This is a genomic window from Streptomyces sp. JB150 (assembly GCF_011193355.1).
GTDB lineage: Bacteria > Actinomycetota > Actinomycetes > Streptomycetales > Streptomycetaceae > Streptomyces.
In genome coordinates, this window is sequence record NZ_CP049780.1 from 4,276,393 (window position 1) to 4,302,066 (window position 25,674).

Annotated in this window: 22 protein-coding genes and 1 pseudogene; 16 read left to right on the forward strand and 7 right to left on the reverse strand. The window is 72.7% G+C overall.

Going from position 1 to position 25,674, the window contains the following annotated elements:
- The first annotated feature begins 144 nt into the window (after positions 1–144).
- From G7Z13_RS19940 to G7Z13_RS19960, 5 genes are all read left to right on the forward strand, one after another.
- Entirely contained in the window at positions 145–960 is an 816-nt protein-coding gene (locus G7Z13_RS19940; RefSeq protein ID WP_166001179.1) for a phosphatase, read from the forward strand.
- Positions 961–1,089: 129 nt separating this feature from the next.
- Positions 1,090–1,299 (forward strand): helix-turn-helix domain-containing protein, encoded by a 210-nt coding sequence (locus G7Z13_RS19945; RefSeq protein WP_166001181.1) that lies wholly within the window; start codon positions 1,090–1,092, stop codon positions 1,297–1,299.
- A 155-nt stretch (positions 1,300–1,454) separates the two neighbouring features.
- Complete coding sequence (locus tag G7Z13_RS19950; protein ID WP_003948845.1) at positions 1,455–1,553, forward strand: AURKAIP1/COX24 domain-containing protein; 99 nt, start codon at positions 1,455–1,457, stop codon at positions 1,551–1,553.
- 252 nt (positions 1,554–1,805) lie between these two features.
- Entirely contained in the window at positions 1,806–2,909 is a 1,104-nt protein-coding gene (locus G7Z13_RS19955) for an NAD-dependent epimerase/dehydratase family protein (protein ID WP_166001184.1), read from the forward strand.
- A 14-nt stretch (positions 2,910–2,923) separates the two neighbouring features.
- Complete coding sequence (locus G7Z13_RS19960) at positions 2,924–4,018, forward strand: lysophospholipid acyltransferase family protein (protein WP_166001186.1); 1,095 nt, start codon at positions 2,924–2,926, stop codon at positions 4,016–4,018.
- Between the two features lie 87 nt (positions 4,019–4,105).
- Here the strand turns inward: G7Z13_RS19960 and G7Z13_RS19965 are convergent, their stop codons facing one another.
- The 3 genes from G7Z13_RS19965 to G7Z13_RS19975 all read right to left on the reverse strand — a co-directional run bounded on the left by G7Z13_RS19965 (position 4,106) and on the right by G7Z13_RS19975 (position 7,633).
- Complete coding sequence (locus tag G7Z13_RS19965; RefSeq protein ID WP_166001188.1) at positions 4,106–5,326, reverse strand: DUF5667 domain-containing protein; 1,221 nt, start codon at positions 5,324–5,326, stop codon at positions 4,106–4,108.
- Positions 5,327–5,598: 272 nt separating this feature from the next.
- Positions 5,599–6,369: an ECF subfamily RNA polymerase sigma factor, BldN family gene (locus G7Z13_RS19970; protein WP_166001190.1), complete on the reverse strand. Its 771-nt coding sequence runs from the start codon at positions 6,367–6,369 to the stop codon at positions 5,599–5,601.
- Between the two features lie 346 nt (positions 6,370–6,715).
- Positions 6,716–7,633: an HAD-IB family hydrolase gene (locus G7Z13_RS19975; protein WP_166001191.1), complete on the reverse strand. Its 918-nt coding sequence runs from the start codon at positions 7,631–7,633 to the stop codon at positions 6,716–6,718.
- Positions 7,634–7,750: 117 nt separating this feature from the next.
- Here G7Z13_RS19975 and G7Z13_RS19980 point away from each other — a divergent pair, with 117 nt between their 5' ends.
- The 7 genes from G7Z13_RS19980 (at position 7,751) to G7Z13_RS20010 (ending at position 16,651) form a co-directional block, all read left to right on the forward strand.
- Positions 7,751–8,038 (forward strand): glutaredoxin family protein, encoded by a 288-nt coding sequence (locus G7Z13_RS19980; protein ID WP_166001193.1) that lies wholly within the window; start codon positions 7,751–7,753, stop codon positions 8,036–8,038.
- A gap of 189 nt (positions 8,039–8,227) precedes the next feature.
- On the forward strand, positions 8,228–8,989 hold the full coding sequence (locus G7Z13_RS19985) for a redox-sensing transcriptional repressor Rex (protein ID WP_166001195.1): 762 nt from the start codon (positions 8,228–8,230) through the stop codon (positions 8,987–8,989).
- The gene (locus tag G7Z13_RS19990) at positions 8,986–10,716 is read left to right on the forward strand and encodes a glutamyl-tRNA reductase (RefSeq protein WP_166001197.1); all 1,731 of its coding nucleotides are present in this window, start codon (positions 8,986–8,988) and stop codon (positions 10,714–10,716) included. Before G7Z13_RS19985 ends, G7Z13_RS19990 begins: the two co-directional genes overlap by 4 nt.
- A complete protein-coding gene (gene hemC, locus G7Z13_RS19995) occupies positions 10,713–11,714 on the forward strand; it encodes a hydroxymethylbilane synthase (protein WP_166001199.1) in 1,002 nt (333 codons plus the stop codon). Before G7Z13_RS19990 ends, hemC begins: the two co-directional genes overlap by 4 nt.
- Positions 11,711–13,417 (forward strand): uroporphyrinogen-III synthase, encoded by a 1,707-nt coding sequence (locus G7Z13_RS20000; protein WP_166001201.1) that lies wholly within the window; start codon positions 11,711–11,713, stop codon positions 13,415–13,417. Before hemC ends, G7Z13_RS20000 begins: the two co-directional genes overlap by 4 nt.
- A 133-nt stretch (positions 13,418–13,550) precedes the next feature.
- Entirely contained in the window at positions 13,551–13,967 is a 417-nt protein-coding gene (locus G7Z13_RS20005; protein WP_166001203.1) for a hypothetical protein, read from the forward strand.
- Positions 13,964–16,651: an AAA family ATPase gene (locus G7Z13_RS20010; RefSeq protein WP_240926278.1), complete on the forward strand. Its 2,688-nt coding sequence runs from the start codon at positions 13,964–13,966 to the stop codon at positions 16,649–16,651. Before G7Z13_RS20005 ends, G7Z13_RS20010 begins: the two co-directional genes overlap by 4 nt.
- Positions 16,652–16,748: 97 nt before the next feature.
- Here the strand turns inward: G7Z13_RS20010 and G7Z13_RS20015 are convergent, their stop codons facing one another.
- Together G7Z13_RS20015 and G7Z13_RS20020 are read right to left on the reverse strand one after the other, a co-directional pair.
- Positions 16,749–16,955, reverse strand: coding sequence for a DUF397 domain-containing protein (locus G7Z13_RS20015; RefSeq protein ID WP_166001205.1), 207 nt, complete (start codon positions 16,953–16,955; stop codon positions 16,749–16,751).
- Positions 16,952–17,784, reverse strand: a pseudogene (locus G7Z13_RS20020) (helix-turn-helix transcriptional regulator). Before G7Z13_RS20020 ends, G7Z13_RS20015 begins: the two are co-directional and overlap by 4 nt.
- Before the next feature lie 382 nt (positions 17,785–18,166).
- Between G7Z13_RS20020 and G7Z13_RS20025 the strand changes: the two are divergent.
- Positions 18,167–19,060: a helix-turn-helix domain-containing protein gene (locus G7Z13_RS20025; RefSeq protein WP_166001207.1), complete on the forward strand. Its 894-nt coding sequence runs from the start codon at positions 18,167–18,169 to the stop codon at positions 19,058–19,060.
- 36 nt (positions 19,061–19,096) lie between these two features.
- Here the strand turns inward: G7Z13_RS20025 and G7Z13_RS20030 are convergent, their stop codons facing one another.
- Entirely contained in the window at positions 19,097–20,485 is a 1,389-nt protein-coding gene (locus G7Z13_RS20030) for an FAD-binding oxidoreductase (RefSeq protein ID WP_166001209.1), read from the reverse strand.
- Between the two features lie 286 nt (positions 20,486–20,771).
- On the opposite strand from G7Z13_RS20030, the gene hemB reads away from it, so the two are divergent.
- Positions 20,772–21,770 carry a porphobilinogen synthase gene (gene hemB / locus G7Z13_RS20035; protein ID WP_166001211.1) on the forward strand — a complete coding sequence of 333 codons (999 nt, stop codon included), beginning with the start codon at positions 20,772–20,774 and terminating at the stop codon, positions 21,768–21,770.
- Between the two features lie 41 nt (positions 21,771–21,811).
- Here hemB and G7Z13_RS20040 read toward each other — a convergent pair whose 3' ends face one another.
- Positions 21,812–22,558, reverse strand: a complete 747-nt coding sequence (locus G7Z13_RS20040; RefSeq protein WP_166001214.1) for a DUF4232 domain-containing protein — start codon at positions 22,556–22,558, stop codon at positions 21,812–21,814.
- A gap of 216 nt (positions 22,559–22,774) precedes the next feature.
- Between G7Z13_RS20040 and G7Z13_RS20045 the strand changes: the two genes are divergently transcribed.
- Both G7Z13_RS20045 and G7Z13_RS20050 read left to right on the forward strand, forming a co-directional pair.
- Positions 22,775–24,277: a helix-turn-helix domain-containing protein gene (locus tag G7Z13_RS20045; RefSeq protein ID WP_166001216.1), complete on the forward strand. Its 1,503-nt coding sequence runs from the start codon at positions 22,775–22,777 to the stop codon at positions 24,275–24,277.
- Positions 24,278–24,414: 137 nt separating this feature from the next.
- The gene (locus G7Z13_RS20050; RefSeq protein ID WP_166001218.1) at positions 24,415–25,644 is read left to right on the forward strand and encodes a PLP-dependent aminotransferase family protein; all 1,230 of its coding nucleotides are present in this window, start codon (positions 24,415–24,417) and stop codon (positions 25,642–25,644) included.
- Positions 25,645–25,674: the final 30 nt, after the last annotated feature.

Genomic DNA, 25,674 nt, shown 5'->3' on the forward strand with positions numbered 1-25,674 from the left:
TGCCGACGGTGGCAGCGGGCGCCAGTGGGGTCAGCGGTGCCCTCGGTGGCGGCGGTGCGCCGGGCCTTCCGTCCAGTTACGCCAACCGCGCGGTGGTCCCCCGTTTCCGGGGCGGAGGCGGTTGGGGTCCGGCAGCATCGGTGCATGGTGAGTGCCGGGGTTCTGCGGGAGCATCTGGTGGCGGCCGGGCTGGCCGGGCGGGTGGCCACGGGGCGGGAGCGGAGTCTGCGGAGCTACCGGCTGTTCGCGGCTCGGGATCCCCGCGTGCTGATCGGCGTCGATCCGGTGGGAGCCTGGCGCGTGCCGGATTTGGTGGGATTGATGGCTGAAAGCTGTGGCGTTTCTGGTGACATGAGGTGCGTTTCGGGTCCGGATTTGATCGATCCGGAGCTGACGCTCGCCGCCCTGGACGCCTTCGCGGAGCGGCTCGGGGCCGCGGCGCGGCGGCGGGCGCCGGTGCTCCTCGGGACCGGGCACCCGCACCGGCTGCTCGGCTTCTACGCCGACTTGGCGGACGCCCTCTCGGCGGCGGGATGTGCTGTCCTCACACCGGCGAAGGGTCGCTGTGTCGACATATTGACCCGGTTCGGTCTACGCACACACAACCTCGACTACGTACGAGGAGTCGCGCTCGTGCGGGAACCCGCCGCCCCGGGCCACGGTCGTGCGACCGGCGCACACACGCATTCCCCGCTCCCGATTCGTACCGCTCTGGCCGCCGCGGCCGAGGCCGGCGGACCCCTTCCGGAGCTGGTGATCGGGGACCACGGCTGGGTCTGCGGAGCAGGTCAGCTGGGGTTTGAGGCCATTGGGCTGGCTGACACCGACGACCCCGCGCTCTTCGTGGGGCAGGCCGAGGGGTGCGTGGCCGTCGTCGTTCCGGTTGATGACGCTGTGCGGTCTGCTTACTACCGGCCGCTTACCCGCTACGTACTCAATCGAGCGTGTCTGTCACAGTAGGCCGCCGATGGGTGCACCTCTTCCCCACTTGCATCACCCGCCCCTAGTCTGGGGAGTGAGCACGCAGCGACGAAGAGTCACCGGAAGGGGAAGCCGGTGGCCGTCGAGTGCGGAAGGTTCAGGTGTGTCATGGCAGCTGGCGAGAGGCCTCTGAGCGAGGTTCAGTTCCTTACCGTGGCGGAAGTGGCCGCGGTGATGCGAGTGTCGAAGATGACCGTGTACCGGCTGGTGCACAGCGGTCATCTGCCCGCGATCCGGGTCGGGAGGTCCTTCCGGGTCCCGGAGAACGCGGTTCACGAGTACCTTCGCGACAGCTACGTGGGGGTGGAATCCGCCTGAGACGACGGTCCGGGGTGATCACCACAGGGCATTTTCGATCTCCCCGGTCACCCCGATTACGACCTCAGCGCTCGGTTGGGTAGGCTAGCCCCTCGTAGGTCGTGTGGGCCCATGGCGCCCAAACACCGAGTGATGAGAAGTGAGCGAGGGTAGTCGTGGGCTCTGTTATCAAGAAGCGGCGCAAGCGGATGGCCAAGAAGAAGCACCGCAAGCTGCTCAAGCGCACGCGCGTTCAGCGTCGCAACAAGAAGTAAGGCGACGCGGCAAGCCGCAACGCGCGCACCGCGTTTCTGTGGCCCCCCACCGGGTTCGGTGGGGGGCCACCCGCGTTTCCCGGTGGGCCGCACGCGTTTCCCGCGCGTTTTCCGTCATGTCACGCGTCAGGCGGTCGTCACAGGGCGGTGCCGACCCGCTAAGTTGGCCGCGAGAGGGGAACGCGGCAGGGTACGGGCGGGGACGCAGAGGACGTACGGCTGTACGACGTGGTACGAAGGAAGGCGCTGATCTTGGGCAAGGTCGTGCTCGTCACCGGAGTGGCCCGCCGGCTGGCCGGCCGGTTCGTACGGCGCATCCAGCGTGATCCGGAGGTGGACCGCGTCGTCGCCGTGGACGCGGTGCCGCCCGAGCACCACCTGGGCGGGGCCGACTTCGTCCAGGCGGACATCCGGCAGCCCGGCATCGCCCGGGTGGTCGCGGAGTCCGGCGCCGACACGGTCGTGCACATGGACGTCACGGGCACCGCGCTGGGCGGCGGCAGCCGGGCCACGGTCAAGGAGACCAACGTCATCGGCACCATGCAGCTGCTCGGCGCCTGCCAGAAGTCGCCGACGGTCCAGCGGCTGGTGGTGAAGTCCAGTACGAACGTGTACGGGTCGGCGCCGCGCGATCCGGCCGTTTTCAGCGAGACGACGCCGCCGAAGTCGCTGCCCAGCGGTGGCTTCGCCAAGGACGCGGTCGAGGTGGAGGGGTACGTCCGCGGGTTCGCCCGGCGGCGGCCGGACGTCGCCGTGTGCGTGCTGCGGTTCGCGAACATCCTCGGCCCGTGCGCCGACTCGCCGCTCGCCTCCTACTTCGCGCTGCCGGTGCTGCCGACCGTGTTCGGCTACGACCCGCGGCTGCAGTTCGTGCACGAGGACGACGTGATCGAGGTGCTGCGGCTGGCCTCGCACGAGCCGGCCCGGGGCACCCTGAACAGCGGCACCTTCAACATCGCCGGGGACGGTGTGGTGCTGCTGTCCCAGTGCTCGCGGCGGCTCGGGCGGCCCACGGTGCCGTTGCTGCTGCCCGCGGTGACCTGGGCCGGGTCGCTGGTGCGGACCCTGGGCATGACGGACTTCTCGCCTGAGCAGATCCGGCTGCTCACCCACGGCCGGGTGGTGGACACCACCCAGATGCGCGAGACGCTGGGCTTCGAGCCGAAGTACACCACCGCCGAGACCTTCGCGGAGTTCGCCCGCGGCCACGGCCCCGGGCTGCTGCCGCCGGAGGCGATGGCGGGCGCCGTCGACCGGCTGGCCGCCGCGCTGTTCGCCGAGCCGGGCGCGTCCCGCTCGCCGGGCCACGCGGCCGGCCACTCCCCGAGCCAGTCCCCGACGCAGAGCGCCAACTGAGGAGCGCAGCAACGATGGCGGATGCCAAGGTCATTCCCTTCGACGACGACCGGTCCCGCGGGGGCGCCGCACAGCGGCCGTCACGACGGCGGAGCACGGCCGGCCAGCGCGGTGGGGGCGGGGAGCAGGCGCGGGCGCGTGAGGCCGGCCGCGAGGCGGGTCGGGAGGCCGGTCAGGTGGGTGACGTCCAGCCGCTGCCCACGCGTGCCGCGGCGCCGCAGGACGCCCCCGTGAGCGGCGCGCAGGAGCCGCCGCGGCCGGGGGACGCCGGGTCCCTGGAGCGGCGGATCGCGGGCGGGCTGGCGTTCCTGCGCCGCCGCCTCACCGGGGACTACGAGGTCGACGACTTCGGTTACGACGAGGAGCTGACCGACCAGGTCCTGATGTCGCTGCTGCGGCCGGTGTACGAGAAGTACTTCCGGGTCGAGGTGAAGGGCGTCGAGAACATTCCGGCGGAGGGCGGGGCGCTGATCGTCGCCAACCACTCCGGGACGCTGCCGCTGGACGGCCTGATGATGCAGGTCGCGGTGCACGACCACCACCCGGCCGGCCGGCATCTGCGGCTGCTCGCCGCGGACCTGGTGTTCGTGCTGCCGGTGGTCAACGAGCTGGCCCGCAAGCTGGGGCACACCCTGGCGTGCGCGGAGGACGCCGAGCGGCTGCTGTCGCAGGGCGAGCTGGTCGGGGTGATGCCGGAGGGCTTCAAGGGCATCGGGAAGCCGTTCGGCGAGCGCTACAAGCTCCAGCGGTTCGGCCGGGGCGGTTTCGTCTCCACGGCGCTGCGGCAGGGCGCCCCGATCATCCCCTGCTCGATCGTCGGGGCGGAGGAGATCTACCCGATGATCGGCAACGCGAAGACGCTGGCGCGGCTGCTGGGCTTCCCGTACTTCCCGATCACGCCGACCTTCCCGTGGCTGGGCCCGCTGGGCGCGATCCCGCTGCCGACGAAGTGGACGATCCAGTTCGGCGAGCCGATCCCGACGGACGGCTATCCGCCGGAGGCGGCGGAGGATCCGATGCTGATGTTCAACCTGACGGACCAGGTGCGCGAGCAGATCCAGCACACGCTGTACAAGCTGCTGGTGCAGCGGCGGTCGGTCTTCTTCTGAGCCGCCCGCCGGGCCGTGGCGGTACGACGACGGGGGCGCCCTGGTGGAAGGGGCGCCCCCGTCGTCGTACGGCTTCTCGGGCCGCTGTTACTCCGCGTCCTCCGCCTCGATTCCCAGGCCGGGCAGCAGGCCGGGGAGGAGGGGCGGGACCGTGACGTCGGGCTCGGGGGCCGGCGCCCTGGTCTCGGACGGGGAGGTCGTGCCGGGGGTCTCCGGCGGGTCGAGGAGGCCGCCGGTGTTGCCGCCGAGCAGGCCGTCGCCGTCCTTGCCGGAGTCGGCCGACTGGCTGGGCCGTCCGGCGCTGCCGGACTGGCCGGTGTCGGCGCTGCCGCTGCCGGTGCTGGGCACCGAGGAGTGACCGGTGCCGGAGGATCCGGTGGACTCGTCGGTGTCCGGGCCCTGCTGCCCGCCGCTCGTGGGGCCGCCCTGTACGGGGGGCTGGGGGAGCAGGGACTGCAGCGGGGCGACCTCTTGGTCTATGGCGTCGAAGACCGACGACACCTGCTCGCTGACATCGCCCAGCTGGAGCGGCAGCCGTTCGCGCAGGGCGCCCCAGGCCTCGCGGTGCGAGCGGGAGAACGCGGACAGCGCCTGGATGGGGGCCAGCGAGTCGGGGTCGCGCTGGAAGGCCGCGCTGAGCAGCCGGTGGCCCTCGGAGGCGTCGTGGCGCATCCCGGACAGGGCGCGGCGGATTTCGCCGAGGGACTCGTGGTCGAGGTGGCCGCCGCGGCCGCGCTCCAGCAGCCGGCGGGCCTCGCTCAGGCGGGTGGATGCCTGGTCGAGATACATCCGGCCGCGCTCGTCGTCCTCGTCGGCCAGGCCCAGTTTGAAGTCCTCGATGCCCCGTTTGAGGCCGTAGAGCGAGTCACCGGGCAGGGCGTCCGAGCTCGCAGCGGCGACTCCGCCGAAGGCCCCGGCGGCGACCCCGACACTGAGGCCGCCGGCGGTGAGGCCCTTGGCCAGCCGGGTGCGCGGCCGGAACTTCCCCAGTGACGTCGCCCGGTGTGCGCCCCGGGTGCGGCGCTGTTCGGGGACCGATGGGTCCGCCTCGCCGCCCTCCTGCAGCATGGCCTCCATCGCGGCCACCAACTGGGCCCGCTGGACGACCTTCACCTCGGGGTCCAGCTCCGGTTTGGGCAGCTCGCCGAGACTGGTCGCGAGGGCCAGCAGGTGGCTCTGTCCGGTCGGCTCCGAGGCATCCGGTGCCGATGCCTCGGGCCGCTCGTCCGCCGTGTCCCGGTCGGACTGCTCCTCCAGAGCCTGGGCGAAGGCGTTCGCCCGCCGGTGCGCCGATACGTTCGCGATCACTGGCGGCACCTCCTCTCGTCATGACGGTCGACTCCCCAGGGGGTCCTGAGGGTTGCACACCCCGGCCGCGTCCACACGAACGAGCGATCGGATACGGCCGGGGAGTGACCACAGGGAGCCTGCATCCCGCACAACGAGCGGCGCGGTGCTTCGGTTACGGACGGCGGACGAGCGGACCGCGAAGTCAACGTGCCTTCACGGGCGGTGTGTTGAGGGCAGCGGAGAGTGCGCGCGGGCCGGGTGCCGGGCGGGGCGGGCCGTGGGTGGCGCGTTCAGCGGGCGTCGTCCGGGAGGAGCCGGGCGAGGGTGCGGACGGCGCGGTACTGGAGGGTCTTGATGGCGCCCTCGTTCTTGCCCATGACACGGGCGGTCTCGGCGACCGAGAGGCCCTGGAGGAAGCGGAGCGTCACGCACTCCTGCTGCTGGGGGTTGAGCCGCCGTACGGCGTCGAGCAGGGCGGCGTTGGAGAGGGACTCGAGGACGGACTCCTCGGGGGAGCGCTCGACCTCGTTGGCGTCGAGCATCTCGCCGGTGGTCACTTCGAGGCGGAAACGGCTCGACTTGAAGTGGTCGGCGACCAGGTTGCGGGCGATCGTGACCAGCCAGGCGCCGAAGTCGCGGCCCTGCCAGGTGAACGTGCCGATGCGGCGCAGGGCCCGCAGAAAGGTCTCGCTGGTCAGGTCCTCGGCGGTGGCCTTGCCTCCCACGCGGTAGTAGATGTACCGGTACACCGTGTCGCTGTACTGGTCGTAGAGGCGGCCGAAGGCTTCGGCCTCGCCGGCCTGGGCGCGCTCCACGAGGTCCATCATCCGGGCGCTGTCGCTGTCGGCGGCCGGCCGGCGCGCGGCGGGGGCGCCGGTGGCGCGTCCTCGTCTGCCGACCGCGGCGCCGCCGTCGGCCAGTGCGTAGCACGGGCCCGCGGGCGCGGCGGAGGCGAAGGCGGGGACGGCGTACGCGGTGGGGACGAAGTCGCGCAACAGTCGGAGGACCGTTGCGCGCAGCGTAGCCAGGCCCGAGGCGTCAACCCCGACGTGTGGGTACACGAGACTCCCAGAGGCAGAGCTTCCATCACGTGCAGTGCGGGACCTTTCACCCGTCGTAGCGACGGAGGGGTACCGGTTTGCGTCTGAGGAGAATAACGCTTCGTACAGGCGCTGCTACACCCAGTTGCTCAAATCATCGATTACGTCGCTTCTGTAACCGATTGACGCCCCATCGAGTTGCGCATAGTGACAACTTGTTGATCGGAAAGGTTCGGCTTCCGAGTGGGTCCGAGACGTGTTGTGGCCGGGTGCGGTAAGGAGGGACTGGCCGGGCGTCCGGGTGGGTACGACTGGTGGATTGGCCGCACGCCGCGGCGTGTCGGCCCGGCGTGACGCGCCCGGACCGCTAGCGGCGGCGGCGGTGCAGGGCGATGGCCGCGGCCGTGCCGCCGGCGACCGCGCCGACGCCCGCCGCGGCGGGGATGCCGACCTTCGCGGCCTTGCGGCCGGTGCGGTAGTCGCGCAGGCGCCAGTCCATGCGGCGGGCGTGTTTGCGCAGCTTGCTGTCGGGGTTGATCGCGTACGGGTGGCCGACCAGCGACAGCATGGGGATGTCGTTGTGCGAGTCGGAGTACGCGGCGCAGCGGGACAGGTCCAGTCCCTCCGCGGCGGCCAGGGCGCGGACCGCCTCGGCCTTGGCGGGGCCGTGCAGGGGCTCGCCGACGAGCTTGCCGGTGTAGACGCCGTCGACGGACTCGGCGACCGTGCCGAGCGCGCCGGTCAGGCCCAGGCGGCGGGCGATGACCTGCGCGATCTCCACGGGGGCGGCCGTCACCAGCCAGACCCGCTGGCCCGCGTCCAGGTGGGCCTGGGCGAGCGCGCGGGTGCCCGGCCAGATCCGCTCGGCCATGTACTCGTCGTAGATCTCCTCGCCGATGGAGCTGAGTTCGGCGACGCGGTGGCCCTTGACGATGGACAGCGCCGAGTCCCGGGCGTCCTGCATGTGCTCGGGGTCTTCGACGCCCGCGAGCCGGAACCAGGCCTGCTGCCAGGCGAACCGGGCCAGGTCGCGGGTCTCGAAGAACTTGCGCTTGTACAGGCCCCGCCCGAAGTGGAACAGGGCGGCGCCCTGCATGACCGTGTTGTCCAGGTCGAAGAAGGCGGCGGCCTGCTCGTCGCCGGGCACCGGGAAGGGGGGTTCCGCGCCGGAGACCCCGGTGGCCCCGGCGGACTTGCGCGCGGCCTCAGCCGAGGCCTCGCCTGCCAACACGCTGCGCGCCGTGGCGGAGCGCCTACGGCCCGTGAGCCATCCGAGAGCGGCCATGGCGTGAGCATAGCCATTTTGTTCGGAGGTTCCGTTCGCCGTGAGGGCGGAGGCGGTGAACACCGGGCTGCCGGACCGTCGAGGAAGGGCTGAAGCGCGGGCCCGCGGCGCGGGAGAATGGCCGGTATGAGTCCCATCTTCCGGCGGCGGGGCGCGGTCGCTCCCCGGGACCGTCTCGTCACCCTCATCCGCAAGCCCGGCTGCCACCTGTGTGATGACGCACAGATCGTCATCGAGAAGGTGTGCGCGGAACTGGGCGTGCCCTGGGAGCAGAAGGACATCACCCAGGACGCTGACCTGCACGATCGCTACTGGGAGCAGATCCCGGTCGTGCTGGTCGACGGGGAGCAGCACACCTTCTGGCGAGTCGATGAGGAGCGGCTTCGCAAGGCCCTCACGGCTTAGGATCCATGGCTGTCGTGGTCTCGGGGGCGTGGATCGTGAGGAAGGAAATCGGTCGTGACCCCCGTCACGTTGGCCGGGCAAATCGGACACTATCTTTGTGCACGCGTTCACAAAGACATAGCCTGCTGTCGACGGGGCGGTCTGGGGACGTATGACCGCCTACAGCCCCGCTCTACCCGCAGGAGCACCGTGGCAACTGGCCGAACTCACCGACCGGCGACCCGTAGCCGAGGGATTCCCGAGGCCACCGTCGCCCGGCTTCCGCTGTACCTCCGCGCCCTGACCGCGCTCTCCGAGCGCTCGGTGCCGACGGTCTCCTCCGAGGAGCTGGCGGCCGCGGCGGGAGTCAACTCCGCGAAGCTGCGCAAGGACTTCTCGTACCTGGGCTCCTACGGGACGCGTGGCGTGGGCTACGACGTCGAGTATCTCGTGTACCAGATCTCCCGCGAACTGGGGCTCACCCAGGACTGGCCGGTCGTGATCGTCGGTATCGGCAACCTCGGCGCCGCCCTCGCCAACTACGGCGGCTTCGCCTCCCGCGGCTTCCGGGTCGCCGCGCTGATCGACGCCGACCCGAACATGGCGGGCAAGCCCGTCGCCGGCATCCCGGTGCAGCACACCGACGACCTGGAGAAGATCATCCAGGACAACGGTGTGTCGATCGGTGTCATCGCCACCCCCGCCGGCGCCGCCCAGCAGGTCTGCGACCGGCTCGTGGCCGCCGGGGTCACCTCCATCCTGAACTTCGCGCCGACCGTGCTGTCCGTCCCGGACGGCGTCGACGTGCGCAAGGTCGACCTGTCGATCGAACTCCAGATCCTCGCCTTCCACGAGCAGCGCAAGGCCGGCGAGGAGGCCGCGGCCGAGTCCGCCGTACCGGCCGCCGCCCAGCGCGGCGACTCCGCCGACCAGGGACCCGACGGGGACATGCCCGCCGTGATGCCGGCATGAGCCTCCTCGTCGTCGGACTGAGCCACCGCAGCGCCCCGGTCAGCGTGCTGGAGCGGGCGGCGCTGAGCGCGGACGCGCAGATCAAGCTGGCGCAGGACACCGTCGCCGCCGAACCGGCCGGCGAGGCCGCCGTGCTGGCCACCTGCAACCGCATCGAGCTGTACGCCGACGTGGACAAGTTCCACGCCGGTGTCGCCGAGCTGTCCACCCTGCTCGCCCAGCACAGCGGGGTCGGGCTGGACGAGCTCACCCCCTATCTCTATGTGCACTACGAGGACCGGGCCGTCCACCACCTGTTCTCGGTGGCCTGCGGACTGGACTCCATGGTCGTCGGCGAGGGCCAGATCCTCGGCCAGATCAAGGACTCCCTGGCCCGCGCCCAGGAACTGCACACCGCCGGGCGGCTGATCAACGACCTGTTCCAGCAGGCCCTGCGGGTCGGCAAGCGCGCGCACTCCGAGACCGGCATCGACCGCGCCGGGCAGTCCCTGGTCACCTTCGGCCTGCAGCAGCTCGCCGTCGGCACGCCGGTCGAGGACTGGGTGCGCGGCAAGAGGGCGCTGGTGATCGGCGCCGGTTCGATGTCCTCGCTGGCCGCCGCGACGCTCGCGCGCGCCGGGGTCGCCGAGGTCGTCGTCGCCAACCGCACCCAGGAGCGCGCCGAGCGGCTGGCCCGGATACTCACCGAGGCCGAGGACACGGACGTGCCGGCCCGCGCGGTACCGATGGACGCGGTGCCGGCCGAGCTGACACGTGCCGACATCGCCGTCTCCTGCACCGGCGCGACCGGCCTGGTGCTCGCCGCCGAGACGGTCGCCGCCGCGGTGCGCGACCGCGCCGGCACGGTCGTCACCGAGGCCGCCGGCCACCCCCGTACGCCGGACCGGGCGGACGGGAAGGCGGCGGACGACCGGACCGGCGTACGGCCCACGCCGCTGCCGCCCACCAGCGTCGGCACCGAGGACGGCTGCCCGCTGGACCTGTCCGCGGCGCCCGGCTTCTCCGTGATGGGCGAGGCCGCCGTGGCCGGGATGGACGCGGCGACGCTGGAGCAGCACGCCGCCTGGGTCGTCGGCGGCACCACCGCCCGCCGGGAGACCGCCCGGCGCGGGCCCGAAGCCGACGCCGAGCTGATCGGCGCGCTCGCCGCGACCGCCTCCGCCGTCGGCCGCATCCCGGAGCGGCGCAAGCCCGAACCGGTGGCCGCCGAGCGCCCCGAGCCCGTGCTCTTCCTGCTCGACCTCGCCATGCCCCGCGACATCGACGCCGCCGTGCACCGGCTCGCCGGAGTGCGCCTCGTCGACATCGAGTCGCTGGCCGAGGCGTCCGCCGACGCGCCGATGGCGGCCGATGTCGACCAGGTCAGGCGTATCGTTTCCGACGAGGTGGCGGCCTTCGGCGCGGCGCTGCGGGCCGCCCACATCACGCCGACCGTCGTCGCGCTGCGCGCGATGGCCGCCGACGTCGTCGCCGCGGAGATCGCCCGGCTCGACGGCCGGCTGCCCGGCCTGGACGACAAGCAGCGCGGCGAGATCCGGCAGACCGTCCACCGGGTCGTCGACAAACTGCTGCACGCCCCGACCGTGCGGGTCAAGCAGCTCGCGGCCGAGCCCGGCGGCGCCGGGTACGCGGACGCGCTGCGCACCCTGTTCGACCTCGACCCCGAGACGGTGGCCTCCGTCTCCCGCGCCGAGGACAGCACCGAGAAGAACCGAGGGCCACGATGAGTGAGAAGGCGCTGAGGCTCGGGACCAGGCGGAGCAAGCTCGCCATGGCCCAGTCCGGGCAGGTGGCGGAGGCCGTCCGCCAGGTCACCGGGCGGCCCGTCGAACTGGTGGAGATCACCACCTACGGCGATGTCTCCCGGGAGGCGCTGGCGCAGATCGGCGGCACGGGCGTGTTCGTGACCGCGCTGCGCGACGCGCTGCTGCGCGGCGAGGTCGACTTCGCGGTGCACTCGCTGAAGGACCTGCCGACCGCGCAGCCCGCGGAGCTGGTCCTGGCCGCCGTGCCGGTGCGCGAGGACCCGCGTGACGTGATTGTCGCCAAGGACGCGCTGAAGCTCACCGACCTGCCGCGCGGCGCGCGCGTCGGCACCGGTTCGCCGCGCCGCATGGCGCAGCTGCACGCGTACGCCCGCGCGCACGGACTCGACCTCGCGTGCGTGCCGATCCGCGGCAACGTCGACACCCGGATCGGGTACGTCCACGACGGCGAGCTGGATGCCGTCGTGCTGGCCGCCGCCGGACTGAACCGGATCGGCCGCAGCGAGGAAGTGACCGACTTCCTGTCGGTCGACACGGTTTTGCCTGCCCCCGGCCAGGGGGCCCTGGCGATCGAGTGCACCGCGGACAACGCGGACCTGATCGCCGCACTCGGCGAGCTCGACGACCCGTTCACCCGGGCCGCCGTGACCGCCGAGCGGTCACTGCTCGCCGCCCTGGAGGCCGGCTGCAGCGCCCCGGTGGGCGCGCTGGCCGACCTTCCCCCACTCTCGGCTCCGCTCGAGCGGGGGGACCCCCAGGCCGCCGCCGGCGGGCAGATTGTCAAGGAAATGCGCCTGCGCGGCGTCGTCGGCACGACCGACGGTGCCACGCTGGTGCAGCTGTCCACCACCGGTCCCGTGCCCCAGACGCACGACCAGGCAGTGGCGCTCGGCCGCGAACTCGCCGCCGAGATGCTCGCCCAGGGCGCGGCCGGTCTGATGGGGGAGCGAGCACAGTGAGCCCCACCACCCTTCCCGCCGGTCCGGAACACGGTCACGTCACCTTCCTGGGTGCCGGACCCGGAGATCCGGGACTGCTCACACTGCGCGCCGTCGAGGCGCTGGCGAACGCGGACGTCCTCGTCGCCGAGCACCAGGTGCTCGACGTCGTGCGCGTCCACGCCAAGCCGGGCGTCGCCGTGGTGAACCCGGACCCGGATCCTTCCTCGGACCGGCTTCCGGGCACAGGCACGCCTCAGCTGACGGTGGTTGACGGCACGTCAACAACCGTTGTGGCGCCCGTGGAACGGGATGCCGCACATCTTGTCATGGAGGCCGCGCGGGGCGGCAGGCGGGTGGTGCGTGCCGTCTCCGGCGACCCCGGACTCGACGCGTACGCCGCCGAGGAGATGCTCGCCTGCGCCGCCGCCGGGGTGCCCTTCGAGGTCGTGCCCGGTGTCGCCGCCGCCGTCGGCGTCCCCGCGTACGCCGGTGTGCCGCTACGCGACGCCCAGGGCGCCGACGTGCGGTTCGTCGACGCGCGCACGGCGTCCGACCGGTGCTGGACGGAGGTGGGGGCGTCGGACGGGACGGTCGTCGTGTCGACGACGCTCGACTCCGTGGCGGCGGCCGCGGGGGAACTGGTCGCCGCCGGCCGCAAGCCGGACACCCCGATGACCGTCACCGTCGCCGGGACGACCACCCGGCAGCGGACCTGGACGGCCACCCTCGGCACCGTCGCCCAGACCCTGAAGCAGGCGAAGGTGCTGCCCTCGCCCGAGGGCGGGCAGCCGGTGATAGCCGTGGTCGGTGAGCGTTCCGCCGCCGCCCGCCGCGAGAAGCTGTCGTGGTTCGAGTCCAAGCCGCTGTTCGGCTGGAAGGTGCTCGTGCCGCGCACGAAGGAGCAGGCGGCGTCGCTCTCCGACCAGCTGCGGTCCTACGGTGCCGTGCCGCACGAGGTGCCGACCATCGCCGTCGAGCCGCCGCGCACCCCCCAGCAGATGGAGCGCGCGGTCAAGGGCCTGGTCACCGGCCGCTACGAGTGGATCGCCTTCACCTCGGTCAACGCGGTCAAGGCCGTCCGGGAGAAGTTCGAGGAGTACGGCCTCGACGCCCGCGCCTTCGCCGGGATCAAGGTCGCCGCGGTGGGCGAGCAGACCGCCAAGGCGCTCATCGCCTTCGGCGTGAAGCCCGACCTGGTGCCCAGCGGCGAGCAGTCCGCGGCCGGGCTCCTGGAGGACTGGCCGCCGTACGACCCGGTCTTCGACCCGATCGACCGCGTGTTCCTGCCGCGTGCCGACATCGCGACCGAGACCCTGGTCGCCGGGCTCATCGAGCTGGGCTGGGAGGTCGACGACGTCACCGCCTACCGGACCGTGCGCGCCTCGCCGCCGCCGGCCGAGACCCGCGAGGCGATCAAGGGCGGCGGCTTCGACGCCGTGCTGTTCACCTCGTCCTCGACCGTGCGGAACCTGGTCGGCATCGCCGGCAAGCCGCACAACGTCACGGTCATCGCCTGTATCGGCCCCGCCACGGCCAAGACGGCCGAGGAGCACGGCCTGCGGGTCGACGTCATGGCGCCCGAGCCGTCCGTGCACAAGCTGGCGGAGGCGCTGGCCGACTTCGGCATGAAGCGGCGGCTGGCGGCGCTGGAGGCCGGCGAGCCGGTGACGCGGCCGAGCGAGCGGCGTCCGGGGGCGCGCAGGCGGCGTACGACGACGTGAGACGCCTCCGGGCATGACGAACGCGTCCCGGACTGCGGTACGGGGCGCGTTCCTCTTCTTCCGGGCACCACCGGCCGGGACGGTGTCCGGAAACTCTTCCACGGCCCCTCCTGCCCCTCAGTAATCTGGCCCGATGGTCGATGTGGGGGTGGGCGAGCTGCGACGCAGCCGCGACAGACTGGCGAGGCAGGCCCGGGCCGCGGAGCAGGCGGGGGAGACGGCGGCGAGCGGGCTGCTGCTGTTCTACGCGGCGGAGTGCGGCTTGAAGGCAGGGGTGCTGCGGAGCGTCCTGAACCGCAATGACACGGCTGCTCTGCCGAAGGACCTCCGGTCGCACGATCTCCGGCGCCTGGCCAAGGCCTTGAACCTCAAGGACCCGGGCCCGGGCCCGGACCCGTTGAGATGCCGTCGGCACAGGGGCGGCACCTGGATCGAGTGCCACCAACTGCACGAGGCGTGGCGTTATGGTGCAGAGCTGCGGGCGGATGATCAGAAGGCGGCGCTGGAGGCCCTGAAGTCGCTGCTGGACGACGCCAGGAAGGGAACGTGAGCGTTGTGGCCGACAATCTGTTCACCTGGGTCGACGTCGACTCCCGATTGGCGCAGGCTGCCGTCGAGGGAGCGTGGCCCGGGTGGCTGCTGGAAGCCGACGCCTGGTGGGACGGGCTGGAACTGACCGTGGTGCCGGGCACCGCAGGCACCGAGGTCCGTGAGTGGCTGGACGCACTGTTCGGGCTTGGCTCCACGGCGGAGCGGGACGGGGCTCTCGAACTGGACCTGGACCGCCCGAGTTCGCATCCCCCCGAGGCGCTGGAGATCCGGCTGGTGGAGTCGGCGCAGCACGAGGGCGTCGTGCGTCGTCCCAGGCTCAGGGAGCGCCGTGTCACCCGAGAGCTGGGCGAGACGCTGCCCCGTCCGCGTTCCGCCGAGTTCGCTGACGGCAAGCAGTTGATCGCCTTCCACTCCTTCAAGGGCGGTGTGGGGCGCACGCTGCACACCGTGGCGCTAGCCGATCATCTCGCCGCGCAGGGGCAGCACGTGTTGCTCGTCGACGCGGACCTGGAGGCGCCCGGCATCACCTGGATGTACCAGGCCCAGGGAGGCCGCTGCGACATCGCGTACGAGGACGTCCTCGCCCTCTTGCACTCTGCCCAGCAGGGCGACCCGACGCAGGCCGTGCAGATCGCCGCCGCCTACCTGCCCAACCAACGGGTGTCGAGGTATCCGGGCACGGGATGTGTGACGGTCCTGCCCGCCAGCCGGAGGGCGCGGCTCGGTCCGCCGCAGATCGCTCCTGCGGACCTGCTGACCGAGGACCGGTCTCCGTACTTCCTGAGCGAGTCCCTCGCCGCGCTCGCAGGCGCTGCCGACGCGGACACGGTCATCCTCGACCTTCGCGCGGGTGCTTCCGAACTGGCCGCTCCGATTCTGCTGGACCCGCGCGTCATGCGGGTCTTCGTCACCACGATCAGCAGCCAGTCACTCCAGGGCACCGAAACGATGATCCGGCAGCTCGGTCTGCAGTCGCCCGCGGTCGCGAGGACCGATCCGACGCCGGGCGCCATCGTCACCCAGTACCGGCTCGACGTCCACGACGGCCATGCCGAGCAGGCCCGGACACGGCTGTCGGAGGCGCTGTCGTCGACCATCGCCCTGCCGGGGACGACGGCCGACGACTTCCCCCCGGACGACCTCGCGGTGGACGAGCAGGTCCTGACCGAGCCTGTGCTGAGCCCGTTCCGCGAGGAACTACTGGCTCTGCCGCAGAGCTGGGACGCGGTCATCGAGGTCGTGCGCCGCTGCGGTCTGCCGGAACTGCTTGTGGAGTTCGCCCCTGGTACGACGTCGCCCGGCGTGCCCGCCGAGGAGCCGGGCACCCTGGACAGCCGTCGACGCGCTCTGGAGGACAGCGCACGCCGACTCGTTTTCGCCGAGCAGCGCGGGATGGATGCCGGCCTCGGGTTCCTCACCACCGAGCCGGTACGCAGGTTGATCGCCGACCACAGCACCGACCTGCCGGTGGCGGTCGTGGTGGGTGCCAAGGGATCCGGCAAGACCTTCACCTTCGCCCGCATGTGTGCCCAGAAGTCCTGGGAGGACTTCGCCGCCGAGAACGGCCAGCGTGCCCAGAGATCGGCGAGGGTGGTGCCGGTCCTCGATCCCGTCAACATGGCGGAACCGAGGGAGGACATGGCGTCGCCGCAGCACCTGCGTGACCTGGCGGCAGGCGGCAGCGGTGTCACCGCGGACGACATCCGCAGTCACCTCAACGCCGGTCTGCGTGACGAGCGGGCGGATGACGCCGAGTTCTGGCGGGAGCGCTGGCTGGAGTGCCTCGCCCGGGCGGCCGGTGCGGCACGGGACGAGCCCACCGACGAGTTCCTCATCCACCTGAACAAGGACGCTTCCGTCGGCTCCCTCTTCGTCGTCGACGGCCTGGAGGACTGGCTGGAGTCACTGGAGACGGAACCCAAGCGCATTGCCCTGCGAACCCTGCTCATCGACGTTCCGGCCTGGCTGCGGCGACTGCGCAGCCGTTCGCTCGGCTTGGTGGTGTTCGTACGGCAGGACCTGGTCCGTACCGCGATCCGGCAGAACCTCGGACAGTTCCTCGACCGCTACTCGCCCTATGAACTGCGGTGGGACACCGAGGACGCGTTGCGGCTGTCCCTGTGGGTGGCGGCCAACGCCTGTGCCGTCACCGACCCGGCCCGGCCGATCGCGGACATGGGCTACGACGAGATCGTCCAGGCTCTGCTGCCCCTGTGGGGAGCGAAACTCGGCACGGACAGTTCCCGCGAGGCGTGGACCGAGCGGTGGGTACCCGCGGCTCTCGCGGATTTCAAGGAGCAGATCCAGGCACGTGACATCGTGCGCTTTCTCTGCGAGGCGGCCAAGGCCTCAGTGGGCGACAACCGCTGGTCCGACCGAGTGCTGACTCCGGCCGCCATGCGCCGGGCGCTGGGGGCGTGCAGCCGGGCGAAGGTTGATGAGATCAACCAGGAGAATCCGCGCCTGGGCAAGCTTCTGCGGCACATGTCGAGTTTCTCGGACTCGGTGAAGATGCCGTTCGAGGCGTCCGACGTGGGCCTGAACCCCGACGACGTGGATGCCCTCGAACAGTGGGGCGCCCTTGCCAAGGACGCCGACGGCCGCTATCGCATGCCCGAGATCTACCGACACGCCCTCGGTTTCCGCACGCAGGGCAGGGCCCGAGTCGTCAGGGGACTGTGAGCGGCCCTCCTCCCGGCTGGCCAGGCCGGGAGCGCGAGCCGGGTGTGCGCATGCGGCCCCGCGTCGGCTCGGTGCGGGGCCGCGCGTGTCCGCGCCGTCAGTTCCCGGAGGCGTACGGCAGGAAGGTCGCCCACGTGGTGGGGGCGAGGGTGAGGCGGGGGCCGTCCGGGTTCTTGGAGTCGCGCACGAGGACGTGGGCGGGGGCGGTGGCCACCTCGACGCAGTCGGGGCCCTCGTCCGTGCTGTAGCTGCTCTTTATCCACACGTGGTCCGGGCCGGCTCCGCCGTAGGGCTTGAGGGTCATGTCTCTCCAAGCACTTTCTCGATGAAGGCCATCGACTCTCGTGGGCTGAGAGCCTGCGCCCGGATAGTCCATAACGCATGTCGAGGAGCTGCACTTCCTTCGGATCGGCGATCACACGGCTGATGTGCTGCACCTCGACGTGCCCGACCGTGGTGCCCTCCTTGAGCCTGAGCAGCCTGAACGACCCGGCGAGACCCGAGTTCTCCTCGTGGCCGAGCGGAAGTACCTGAAGGTCGACGTTGGGGAACTTCGCGATCTTCAGGAGTCGTTCGAGCTGTCCCCGCATGACCGTCCTGCCTCCGATGGGCCGTCGAAGCGTCGACTCGCACTGGACGAAGCTGAAGACGGGCCGGACCGCCGTATCGCTGACGATCTCCTGACGTGCCACGCGGGCTGACAGCCGCTGTTCGAGCTCGTCGGGCGTGAAGGGAGGCCGACGAGCGCTGAACACGGCTCGTGCGTACTCCATGGTCTGCAACAGCCCATGGACGACGGAGTTGTTGTAGGCGCACAGCTCGACGGCCTCCGCCTCCAGTTTCTTCAGGTCCCGTACCTTCTTCGGATACCGGACCTCCGCCACGTCCCGCTTGAGTGCCGCGACTTTCCCGCCCGCGCCCAGCACCTCGTCCGCCGCGTCCAGGTATTCCGGCCGGGGAATCCGCCGCCCCCGCTCCACGGAGGACACCAGGTCCTCTCCGTACCCGATGGCCGCGCCGAACTCGGCCTGGGTGCGGCCGGCCGCCTCCCGCCACAGCTTCAACTGCCGGGAGACCGTGCGCAACACGGCCCCCGCCTCCTCGTCGTCCGGTCCCGCGTCCCAGTCGCTCACGGCCCTCGCTCTCCCGCCGGCCCTCATACGTTCCGTTTTTTTCACAGGCTGCCCACGAGCGGACACCGTGGGTGACGGGAATCGTCGGATCACCCCTCGCGGGTCCGCCGCGCCGGAGCCCGGAAACACGTGGACCGGTGGGGTGCGGGCCGGGGCCGCGGGCGGTAAAAGACCAAAGAACCCTGGGAGAAAACCCTCCCAACCAACCAAACCTCGCGTGTGTCACACGGGCGGGTGAAAGCGGTCGGTGCGGCTGGCGCGGCGGTGGCGCGGACGTGCAGTCTCGGCCCAGGCACCATCACAACCCCACACATGCATCGGCCCCCGCAGGGACTGCCATCCCGGGCGAGGGCCTGACCACAGAGGAAGCGAACCCTTCCCCATGGCTGAGACGAAGCCTAGCGCTGCCGCGCGCTCGCATCAGGGTGTTCGGCGCAGCGCCACCCGCTCCGGTGTCACCCACGTACGGGCGTACCAACCCGACCGGTACACGATCGTCGGCAACCACCTCGCCCAGCACCGCGAGCTGTCGCTGACCGCCATCGGACTGGCCACCCACATCCTGTCGCTGCCGGAGGGCGCCCCCGTCGACATCCGCAGCCTCGCCGAGCGCTTCCCCGAGGGGCGGGACCGGATCGCCTTCGCGCTGCGGGAGCTGGAGGCGCATGGCTACCTGGAGCGGGTGCGCGAGCGCACGGAAGCCGGCCGCCTGTACACGCGGACCTACGCCCACCACGTCCCCGCCGCCGAGGGCGCCGCCCGCGCCGCCGACGGGGCCGTGACCGGCGGGGAACCGGAACCGCCCGCGCCTGCCGCACCACCCGTCCCGCCGCAGATGGGGGAGCCCGAGCGCACCCCCGGTGACCGGCACCACGACAGGGCCGTCGCCCTGCTCACGGATCTGCGCCGCACCGACGACCGCCTCACCCTCTCCCGGCGGCAGGTGGACCGGCTCGCTCCCGCCGTCGCCGCCTGGTTCGCCGGGGGCGCCACGACCGCCGTCGTCCACCGCGTCCTGACCGACGGCCTCCCCGAGGACATGCGCCACCCGGCCGGTGTGCTCGCCCACCGCCTGCGCGAACTACTGCCACCACCCCTGCCCGTTCGTCCTCCGGCCGCGCCCGCCGACGCCGGAGCCGCCCGCCGCCCCCACCCGTTCCAGACGTGCGACGGCTGCGAGCGCGCCTTCCGCGCCCCGTGCCCCGGCCGCTGCCGGGACTGCCGGGACCACCCGGACCGGTCCCCGGGGGCGGGCGAGCCGCTCCGGGCGGCGTGACGCGGGCGGTCCCGAACCGCCACGGCCGCCCGCGTGCTAGAGCGGCGCGACCGTGTGGCCGAAGCGGAGCAGGTTGGCCGGGTCGTACGTCGCCTTCGCGCGGCGCAGGCGGTCGTGGACCTGCGGGGTCCAGGCGCGGGCGCGGTCGGCCTCGTCGCCCGGCGTGCCGTGGATGTTGACCATGGTGCGCCCGGTGCCGTACGGGGCCATGGCCGTGTACAGCTCCCTCGTGGCCCGCTCGACGGCCTCGGCGACCGGCGGGGCGGGCAGGACGCCGACCGAGTCCAGGAAGTACGCCGCGTCGCGGGCGCAGACGGCGTCCTCCGCGGCGGGCGGGCGGGCCAGCGCGCCGCCCATGTGGCGCACCTCCACCATCAGCAGCGGATACTCCGCGCCCGCGCCCGGGCCGGCCAGCTCCAGTAGCGTGCCGACGGCGTCGGCGGGCAGGTCGCGCAGCAGCAGGCACGACTCCCGGACCGGGAGGGGGTCCTGCGGTTCCAGGTGGATGCGGTCCAGGTCCGCGTGGTCCATCTCCTCGACCATGTTGACCGCGACCGGGGCGGCCGAGCGCAGCGGCGCGATCACAGCCTCACCCTCGGCCGGATCGCCCGGCCAGGCGAGCGCGACGCGGGCCCAGAAGCCGCCGCGCAGCGGCTCGGGGATCTGCGGGATGGGCGGCAGCCGCAGGATGGTGTACGCGCTGCACATCTCGTCCGGCACCGTCCGCGTCCACCGCTCCCAGGCGCGCAGCAACGGTTCGGCGTGCTCGGCGTGGCAGTACAGGCCCCCGCCGTACAGGCGCGGCACCGGCAGCAGGTCCATCACGAGGGACGTGACGACGCCGACGTTGCCCTTGCCGCCGCGCAGCGCCCAGAACAGCTCCGGTTCGTGCCCGGCATCCGTCTCGCGGGCGGTGCCGTCCGGGGTGACGACCTGGAAGGAGCGGACGAGGTCGGCGGTGAAGCCGTACGCCCGGCCGAGCACCGGCAGTCCGCCGCCCACCGTGTAACCGGCCACTCCCGCGTCCGTGGAGGTGCCGCTCAGGCCGGCGAGGCCGTGCGGGGCGCCCGCCGCCATGACGTGGCTCCACTTGGCCCTGGCGGCCACCGTCGCGGTGCGCCGGTCCGGGTCGACCCGTACGCCGGTCATCCGCGCGGTGCTGATCAGCAGGCCGTGGTCGATGGGGAAGTTGGCGCCGTGGCCGGTGGCCTGCACGGCGACCGGGGTCCCGGTGCGGTCCGCCCAGCGCATGGCCGCGACGACGTCGTCGGCGCCGGTCGCGCCCACCACCACGTCCGGGGTGTGCAGGGCGGCCAGGTTAAAGCCGGCGACCTCCTCGGCGTAGCCGTCGTCGCCGGGGCGCAGGACCGGGCCGCGGACGTCCGAGAGGGCGAAGAGGGCGGGGGTGGGGTGGGTGGCGGTCATCGGGTCCTCCGTGGCGCGTGCGACGACGGAGGGACGGCGGCGCGGCCGGCCGGAAGGGAGGGAGGCCGTCGGGGTCCTCGGGGTCCTCGGGGTTCTGGGACCGGTCGTGCGGATCGGTCGTGCGGGATCGGTGCTGCGAGCGGTCGTGCGGATCGGTCGGGCGGATGGGTGCGGCGAGCAAGCGTGTCTTCGTCTTTCCAGCATGGCTCCGGGGGGCCTCGGCTGCATGCGGGGCGCCGACTGGGCGTCGGTAAAGGGGGTGCCGGGGCGGGCGTAGCGTAGGCGTATGACGAAGTACGGATCCTTCCCCGGGACGCGTCCGCGTCGGCTGCGTACGAGCCCCGTCATGCGGCGGATGGTCGCCGAGACCCGGCTGCACCCGGCGGACTTCATCCTGCCCGCGTTCGTGCGCGAGGGCGTGAGCGAGCCGGTGCCGATCGCGGCGATGCCGGGGGTCGTGCAGCACACGCGGGACAGCCTCAAGAAGGCCGCCGCCGAGGCGGTGGAGGCCGGGATCTCCGGGATCATGCTGTTCGGCGTGCCGGAGGAGTCCAAGAAGGACGCCCAGGGCACGCCCGGGACCGACCCCGACGGGATTCTCCAGGTCGCCATCCGGGACGTGCGCGCCGAGGTCGGGGACGACCTGCTCGTCATGTCCGACCTGTGCCTGGACGAGACGACCGACCACGGGCACTGCGGCGTCCTCGACGAGCACGGCCGCGTCGACAACGACGCCACGCTGGAGCGGTACGCCGAGATGGCGCAGGTCCAGGCCGACGCCGGCGCCCATGTCGTCGGGCCCAGCGGGATGATGGACGGGCAGATCGGCGTCGTCCGCGACGCCCTCGACCAGATCGGGCGCGAGGACGTCGCCATCCTCGCCTACACCGCGAAGTACGCCTCCGCCTTCTACGGGCCGTTCCGGGAGGCCGTCGCCTCCTCGCTCCAGGGCGACCGCAAGACCTACCAGCAGGACCCGGCCAATGTGCGCGAGTCGCTGCGCGAGCTGGCCCTGGACCTGGAGGAGGGCGCGGACATGGTGATGGTCAAGCCCGCCGGCCCCTACCTCGACATCCTCGCCCGGGTCGCCGACGTGGTGGACGTGCCGGTCGCCGCCTACCAGATCTCCGGCGAGTACTCGATGATCGAGGCCGCCGCCGAGAAGGGCTGGATCGACCGGGATCGCGCCATCCTGGAGACGCTGACCGGCATCAAGCGTGCCGGTGCGCGCTCCATCCTCACCTACTGGGCGACCGAGGCCGCCCAGAAGCTGGGCCGGGACTAGCCGGACCAGCCGGGACCGGTCCGGGACGGTCGGTTCCCGGACTAGTTCAGCGCGTCCTCCATGGAGGACTGCCAGTACGTCACCGACAGGGAGCTGTCGTAGTAGACGCCCTCGGACGGGAGCGGCGGGGTCGCCGAGGCCCCGCCGTCGCTGTTGGGCGTGCCGCCCTGGAAGGAGACGGTCAGCTTCCGGGCGGTCGTGCCGCCATCGCCGCTGCCGTCCGCCGAGGAGAGCAGGACGCCCGCGTAGCCGGACTCGCCCGGCGCGAGCGTGGGCACCGCCTGCGGCTTGGTCTCCGGCCGGGCCTGCGGCACCCACTGCATCTCGTCGAAGCGGAGCACCGGGTAGTACATGAGGTTGCACGGCCTCGAGCCGGTGTTGGTGACGGTGAGCAGCATGTGGTTCAGCGGGCGGGGCACGGGCTGTGCGGTGACCGTGGTGTTGGAGCCGTTGCAGATGGTGCGCACCGGTCCGTCGTCGGAGCCGGAGCCGGAGCCGGAGCCGGAGCCTGAGCCGGAGCCGGCCGACCGTCCCGGGTCCGCCGATTCCGGGGCGTTGCGCGTCGGCTCGGGAGCCTGCCGGGTGCCTTCCGGGGCGCCCGACGGCCGGGCGGTCGTCGGCTTCGCGCTCGCCGTGGCGGCGCTCGGGGCGGTCGCGGACGGCGTGGTGGTCCCTGACGGCTTGCTCTCCACCCGCGCTCCCGTTCCGTCCTCGCAGGCGGTGAGCGCGAGGGCGGTGACGGCGATGCCGGTGGCGGCGAGCAGGCGGGTACGGCGGAACACGCGCATGGCTGAATCCTTCGTTCGAACAGGAGTTGAGGGCCGCCGCTCGACCGTCCGGCGGGAGCGGCGTGCTTGGATGAGAGGAGCCTGCGGTGTGTTCCGTCCCGGCTGCCAGACCAGGCGGGGGAAACGGGACGCTGGAACGCCCGCAGCCGCTTGACCTGGGGGAACATCCACCGGCTGGAATGCCGGAACGGGACACGGATACGGGGGCGGACAACGGTGCCGGAGGATTTCGCCGCGCTGCTGCGGGAGTTGAAGGAACGCTCGGGGCTCAGTTACGGGGTGCTCGCGCGGCGGCTGCACATGAGTACGTCGACGCTGCACCGCTACTGCAACGGGGACGCCGTACCGGCCGAGTACGCGCCCGTCGAGCGGCTGGCCCGGCTGTGCAAGGCGTCGCCGCGGGAGCTGGTGGAGCTGCATCGGCGGTGGGTGCTGGCGGACGCGGGGCGCGGGCAGCGCAGGGCGGCTGCGGGGCAGGTGCCGCGGGAGGGCGAGGCGGCGGCGGAACGGGTGCCGGAGGCGGTGCCCGAGGTAGTCCCGGAGGCGGTCCCGGATGCGGTCCCGGAGGCGGTGCCCGACGTGGTGCCGGATGCGGTCCCGGGGGCGGTGCCCGACGTGGTGCCGGATGCGGTCCCGGGGGCGGTGCCCGACGTGGTGCCGGATGCGGTCTCGCAGGCGGTGCCGGACGCGGCGGCCGAAGTGGTGCCGGACGAGGGGGCGCCCGAGGTGGCGACCGAGCCCTCGGGGCGGCGGCCCTTCCGCGGGCGGCGGGCCGCGCTCCTCGCCGGCGCCCTCGCCGTCGTCGCCGCCGTGGCGCTCGCGGTGAGCCTGCCGTCCGGGGGCCACGGGACGCCCGAGGCGACGGGCGCGCGCCAACCCGCCGGCGTGGCCGCGTCCGACGGCGGGCAGCGGGCCTCCGCGCACGCGTCGGCGTCCCTCCCGCCGTCCGCGTCGGGAACGCCGGAGGAGAGGCAGCGCAAGCGGGAGACGCAAGGGGAGAAGGGCAAGGGCGGAACCGGCTCCTCCGCCGGGAGCGCCGCCGACCCCTCCACGAGCCCCCGTTCCGCACCCCCGAGGCGCGGCGAGTCCGCCTCCGCCCCGGTGCCGCTGACCGTCACGACCCGCCCGTACGCCTGGGAGTCCCCGTGCTCCCAGCACTATCTGATCGACCGCCCGCCGGGCGAGGTGCCCCCGCCGCCGGTGGAGCTGGAGGCACCGGCGTGGGTCGCCTCCCAGCGGGCGGTGTCGGCGCGCGAGCAGTACGTGACGCTCACCGTGCAGGGCACCGGTCGGGAGACGGTCGTCGTGGAGGATCTCACCGTGCGGGTGGTGGGCCGGGGCGCGCCGCTGCCGTGGAACGACTACGCGATGGGCGTCGGCTGCGGCGGCGACGTGCCCACCCGGCCGTTCACCATCGCGCTGGACGCGGCGCGGCCGGCGGTGAAGGCGGCGGCGGGCGGCCGGGACTTCCCGTTCAAGGTGAGCGAGTCCGACCCGGAGGTCTTCCACGTCACGGCCGACGCCTCGGCGTACGAGGTGCGCTGGTACCTGGAGCTGACCTGGTCCAGCGGCTCCCGGGGCGGCACCTTGCTGATCGGCGACGGCGAGAAGCCGTTCCGTACCAGCGGCAACAACGGCCGTCCCGCGTACGACTTCCCGCTGGGCGGCTCCGGGTGGGGCGAGGCGATGGTCGACGCGGACGCCGGCGCCGACGGGTAGGCGTCCGGGGCGTACGAGTCGTACGGGCATCGGGACGTCCGTATCGCGGAAACACCGGTGTAGACGGCAGCTATCTCTCTAGGGTGCGGCCGAGACGGTACGCGACCGTCGTCCCGACGCACCCCAGGAGCCGCACCGTGACCCTCGCCGCCGAGTCCGCGCCCACCGCGTCCAGCCCAGCCCCCGCTCCCGTCCCGCCGCTCGCCGCCCGGGTGAGCGCGGTCGGCGGGTCGCCGGTCCGGGACATCCTGGCCGTCACCGCCCGCCCCGAGGTGATCAACTTCGCGGGCGGGCTGCCGGCGCCGGAGCTGTTCGACACGGAAGGCGTCGCGGCGGCCTTCCGGGACGTGCTCGCCGAGTCACCCGCGCGGGCGCTGCAGTACTCCACGACCGAGGGCGAGCCGGCGCTGCGGGCCGCGCTCGCCGCCCGGACCACCGCGCGCGGCCTGCCCACCGACGCCGGCGACCTGCTCGTCACCAACGGCTCCCAGCAGGCCCTGTCGCTGCTCGCGACCGCCCTGCTGGAGCCCGGGGACACGGTGCTGGTCGAGAACCCCTGCTACCTGGCCGCACTGCAGGCCTTCGGGTTCGCGGGCGCGCGGATCGTGCCCGTGCCCGGCGACCCGGACGGCATGGATCCGGCGGCGCTGGCGGAGCTGGTGGTGCGCGAGCGCCCCAGGCTGCTGTACACCGTGCCCACCTTCCACAACCCCACCGGCCGCACCCTGCCCGCCGAGCGCCGCGCCGCGATCGCCGCGGTCGCCGCCCGGCACGGCCTGTGGATCGTCGAGGACGACCCGTACGGCGAGCTGCGGTTCGAGGGGGAGCGGGTGCCGTGGATCGCCGCCCACGACGACGCGCGCGACCGGACCGTGCTGCTCGGCTCCCTCTCCAAGGTCATGGCGCCGGGGCTGCGGATCGGCTGGCTGCGGGCGCCCGCCGCGCTGCGCCGGGCCTGCGCGGTCGCCAAGCAGAGCGCCGATCTGCACACCCCGACCGTCACCCAGCTCGCCGCCGCCCGCTACCTGGCCGACCGCGACCTCGACGCGCACGTCGCCCGGGTGGCCCGCGCCTACGCCGGGCGCCGGGACGCGATGCTCGCCGGGTTGCCCGCGGCCCTGCCCGAGGGCTCGTCCTGGACCCGCCCCGAGGGCGGCATGTTCCTGTGGGCGCGGCTGCCGGAGCCGTACGACACGACCGCGCTGCTGCCGACGGTCGTGCGCGAGGACGTCGCCTACGTCCCCGGCGCCCCCTTCCACGCCGGCGAACCCGACCGCGCCACCCTGCGGCTGTGCTTTGTCACCCAGACTCCCGAGGAGATCGCGGAGGGGCTGCGCAGGCTGGCGCGGGGGCTCGCAGCGGCGTAGAACCGCCCGCGGAGTTACGTCGGCAACGCC

Excerpts from the sequence above, each read along its gene's own strand:
- G7Z13_RS19940 (WP_166001179.1), top strand. The coding sequence starts at position 145 with ATGGTGAGTGCCGGGGTTCTGCGGGAGCATCTGGTGGCGGCCGGGCTG.
- G7Z13_RS19945 (WP_166001181.1), top strand. The coding sequence starts at position 1,090 with ATGGCAGCTGGCGAGAGGCCTCTGAGCGAGGTTCAGTTCCTTACCGTG.
- G7Z13_RS19960 (WP_166001186.1), top strand. The coding sequence starts at position 2,924 with ATGGCGGATGCCAAGGTCATTCCCTTCGACGACGACCGGTCCCGCGGG.
- G7Z13_RS19975 (WP_166001191.1), bottom strand. The coding sequence starts at position 7,633 with ATGGCCGCTCTCGGATGGCTCACGGGCCGTAGGCGCTCCGCCACGGCG.
- G7Z13_RS19980 (WP_166001193.1), top strand. The coding sequence starts at position 7,751 with ATGGCCGGTATGAGTCCCATCTTCCGGCGGCGGGGCGCGGTCGCTCCC.
- G7Z13_RS19990 (WP_166001197.1), top strand. The coding sequence starts at position 8,986 with ATGAGCCTCCTCGTCGTCGGACTGAGCCACCGCAGCGCCCCGGTCAGC.
- hemC (WP_166001199.1), top strand. The coding sequence starts at position 10,713 with ATGAGTGAGAAGGCGCTGAGGCTCGGGACCAGGCGGAGCAAGCTCGCC.
- G7Z13_RS20005 (WP_166001203.1), top strand. The coding sequence starts at position 13,551 with ATGGTCGATGTGGGGGTGGGCGAGCTGCGACGCAGCCGCGACAGACTG.
- G7Z13_RS20015 (WP_166001205.1), bottom strand. The coding sequence starts at position 16,955 with ATGACCCTCAAGCCCTACGGCGGAGCCGGCCCGGACCACGTGTGGATA.
- G7Z13_RS20025 (WP_166001207.1), top strand. The coding sequence starts at position 18,167 with ATGGCTGAGACGAAGCCTAGCGCTGCCGCGCGCTCGCATCAGGGTGTT.
- G7Z13_RS20030 (WP_166001209.1), bottom strand. The coding sequence starts at position 20,485 with ATGACCGCCACCCACCCCACCCCCGCCCTCTTCGCCCTCTCGGACGTC.
- hemB (WP_166001211.1), top strand. The coding sequence starts at position 20,772 with ATGACGAAGTACGGATCCTTCCCCGGGACGCGTCCGCGTCGGCTGCGT.
- G7Z13_RS20040 (WP_166001214.1), bottom strand. The coding sequence starts at position 22,558 with ATGCGCGTGTTCCGCCGTACCCGCCTGCTCGCCGCCACCGGCATCGCC.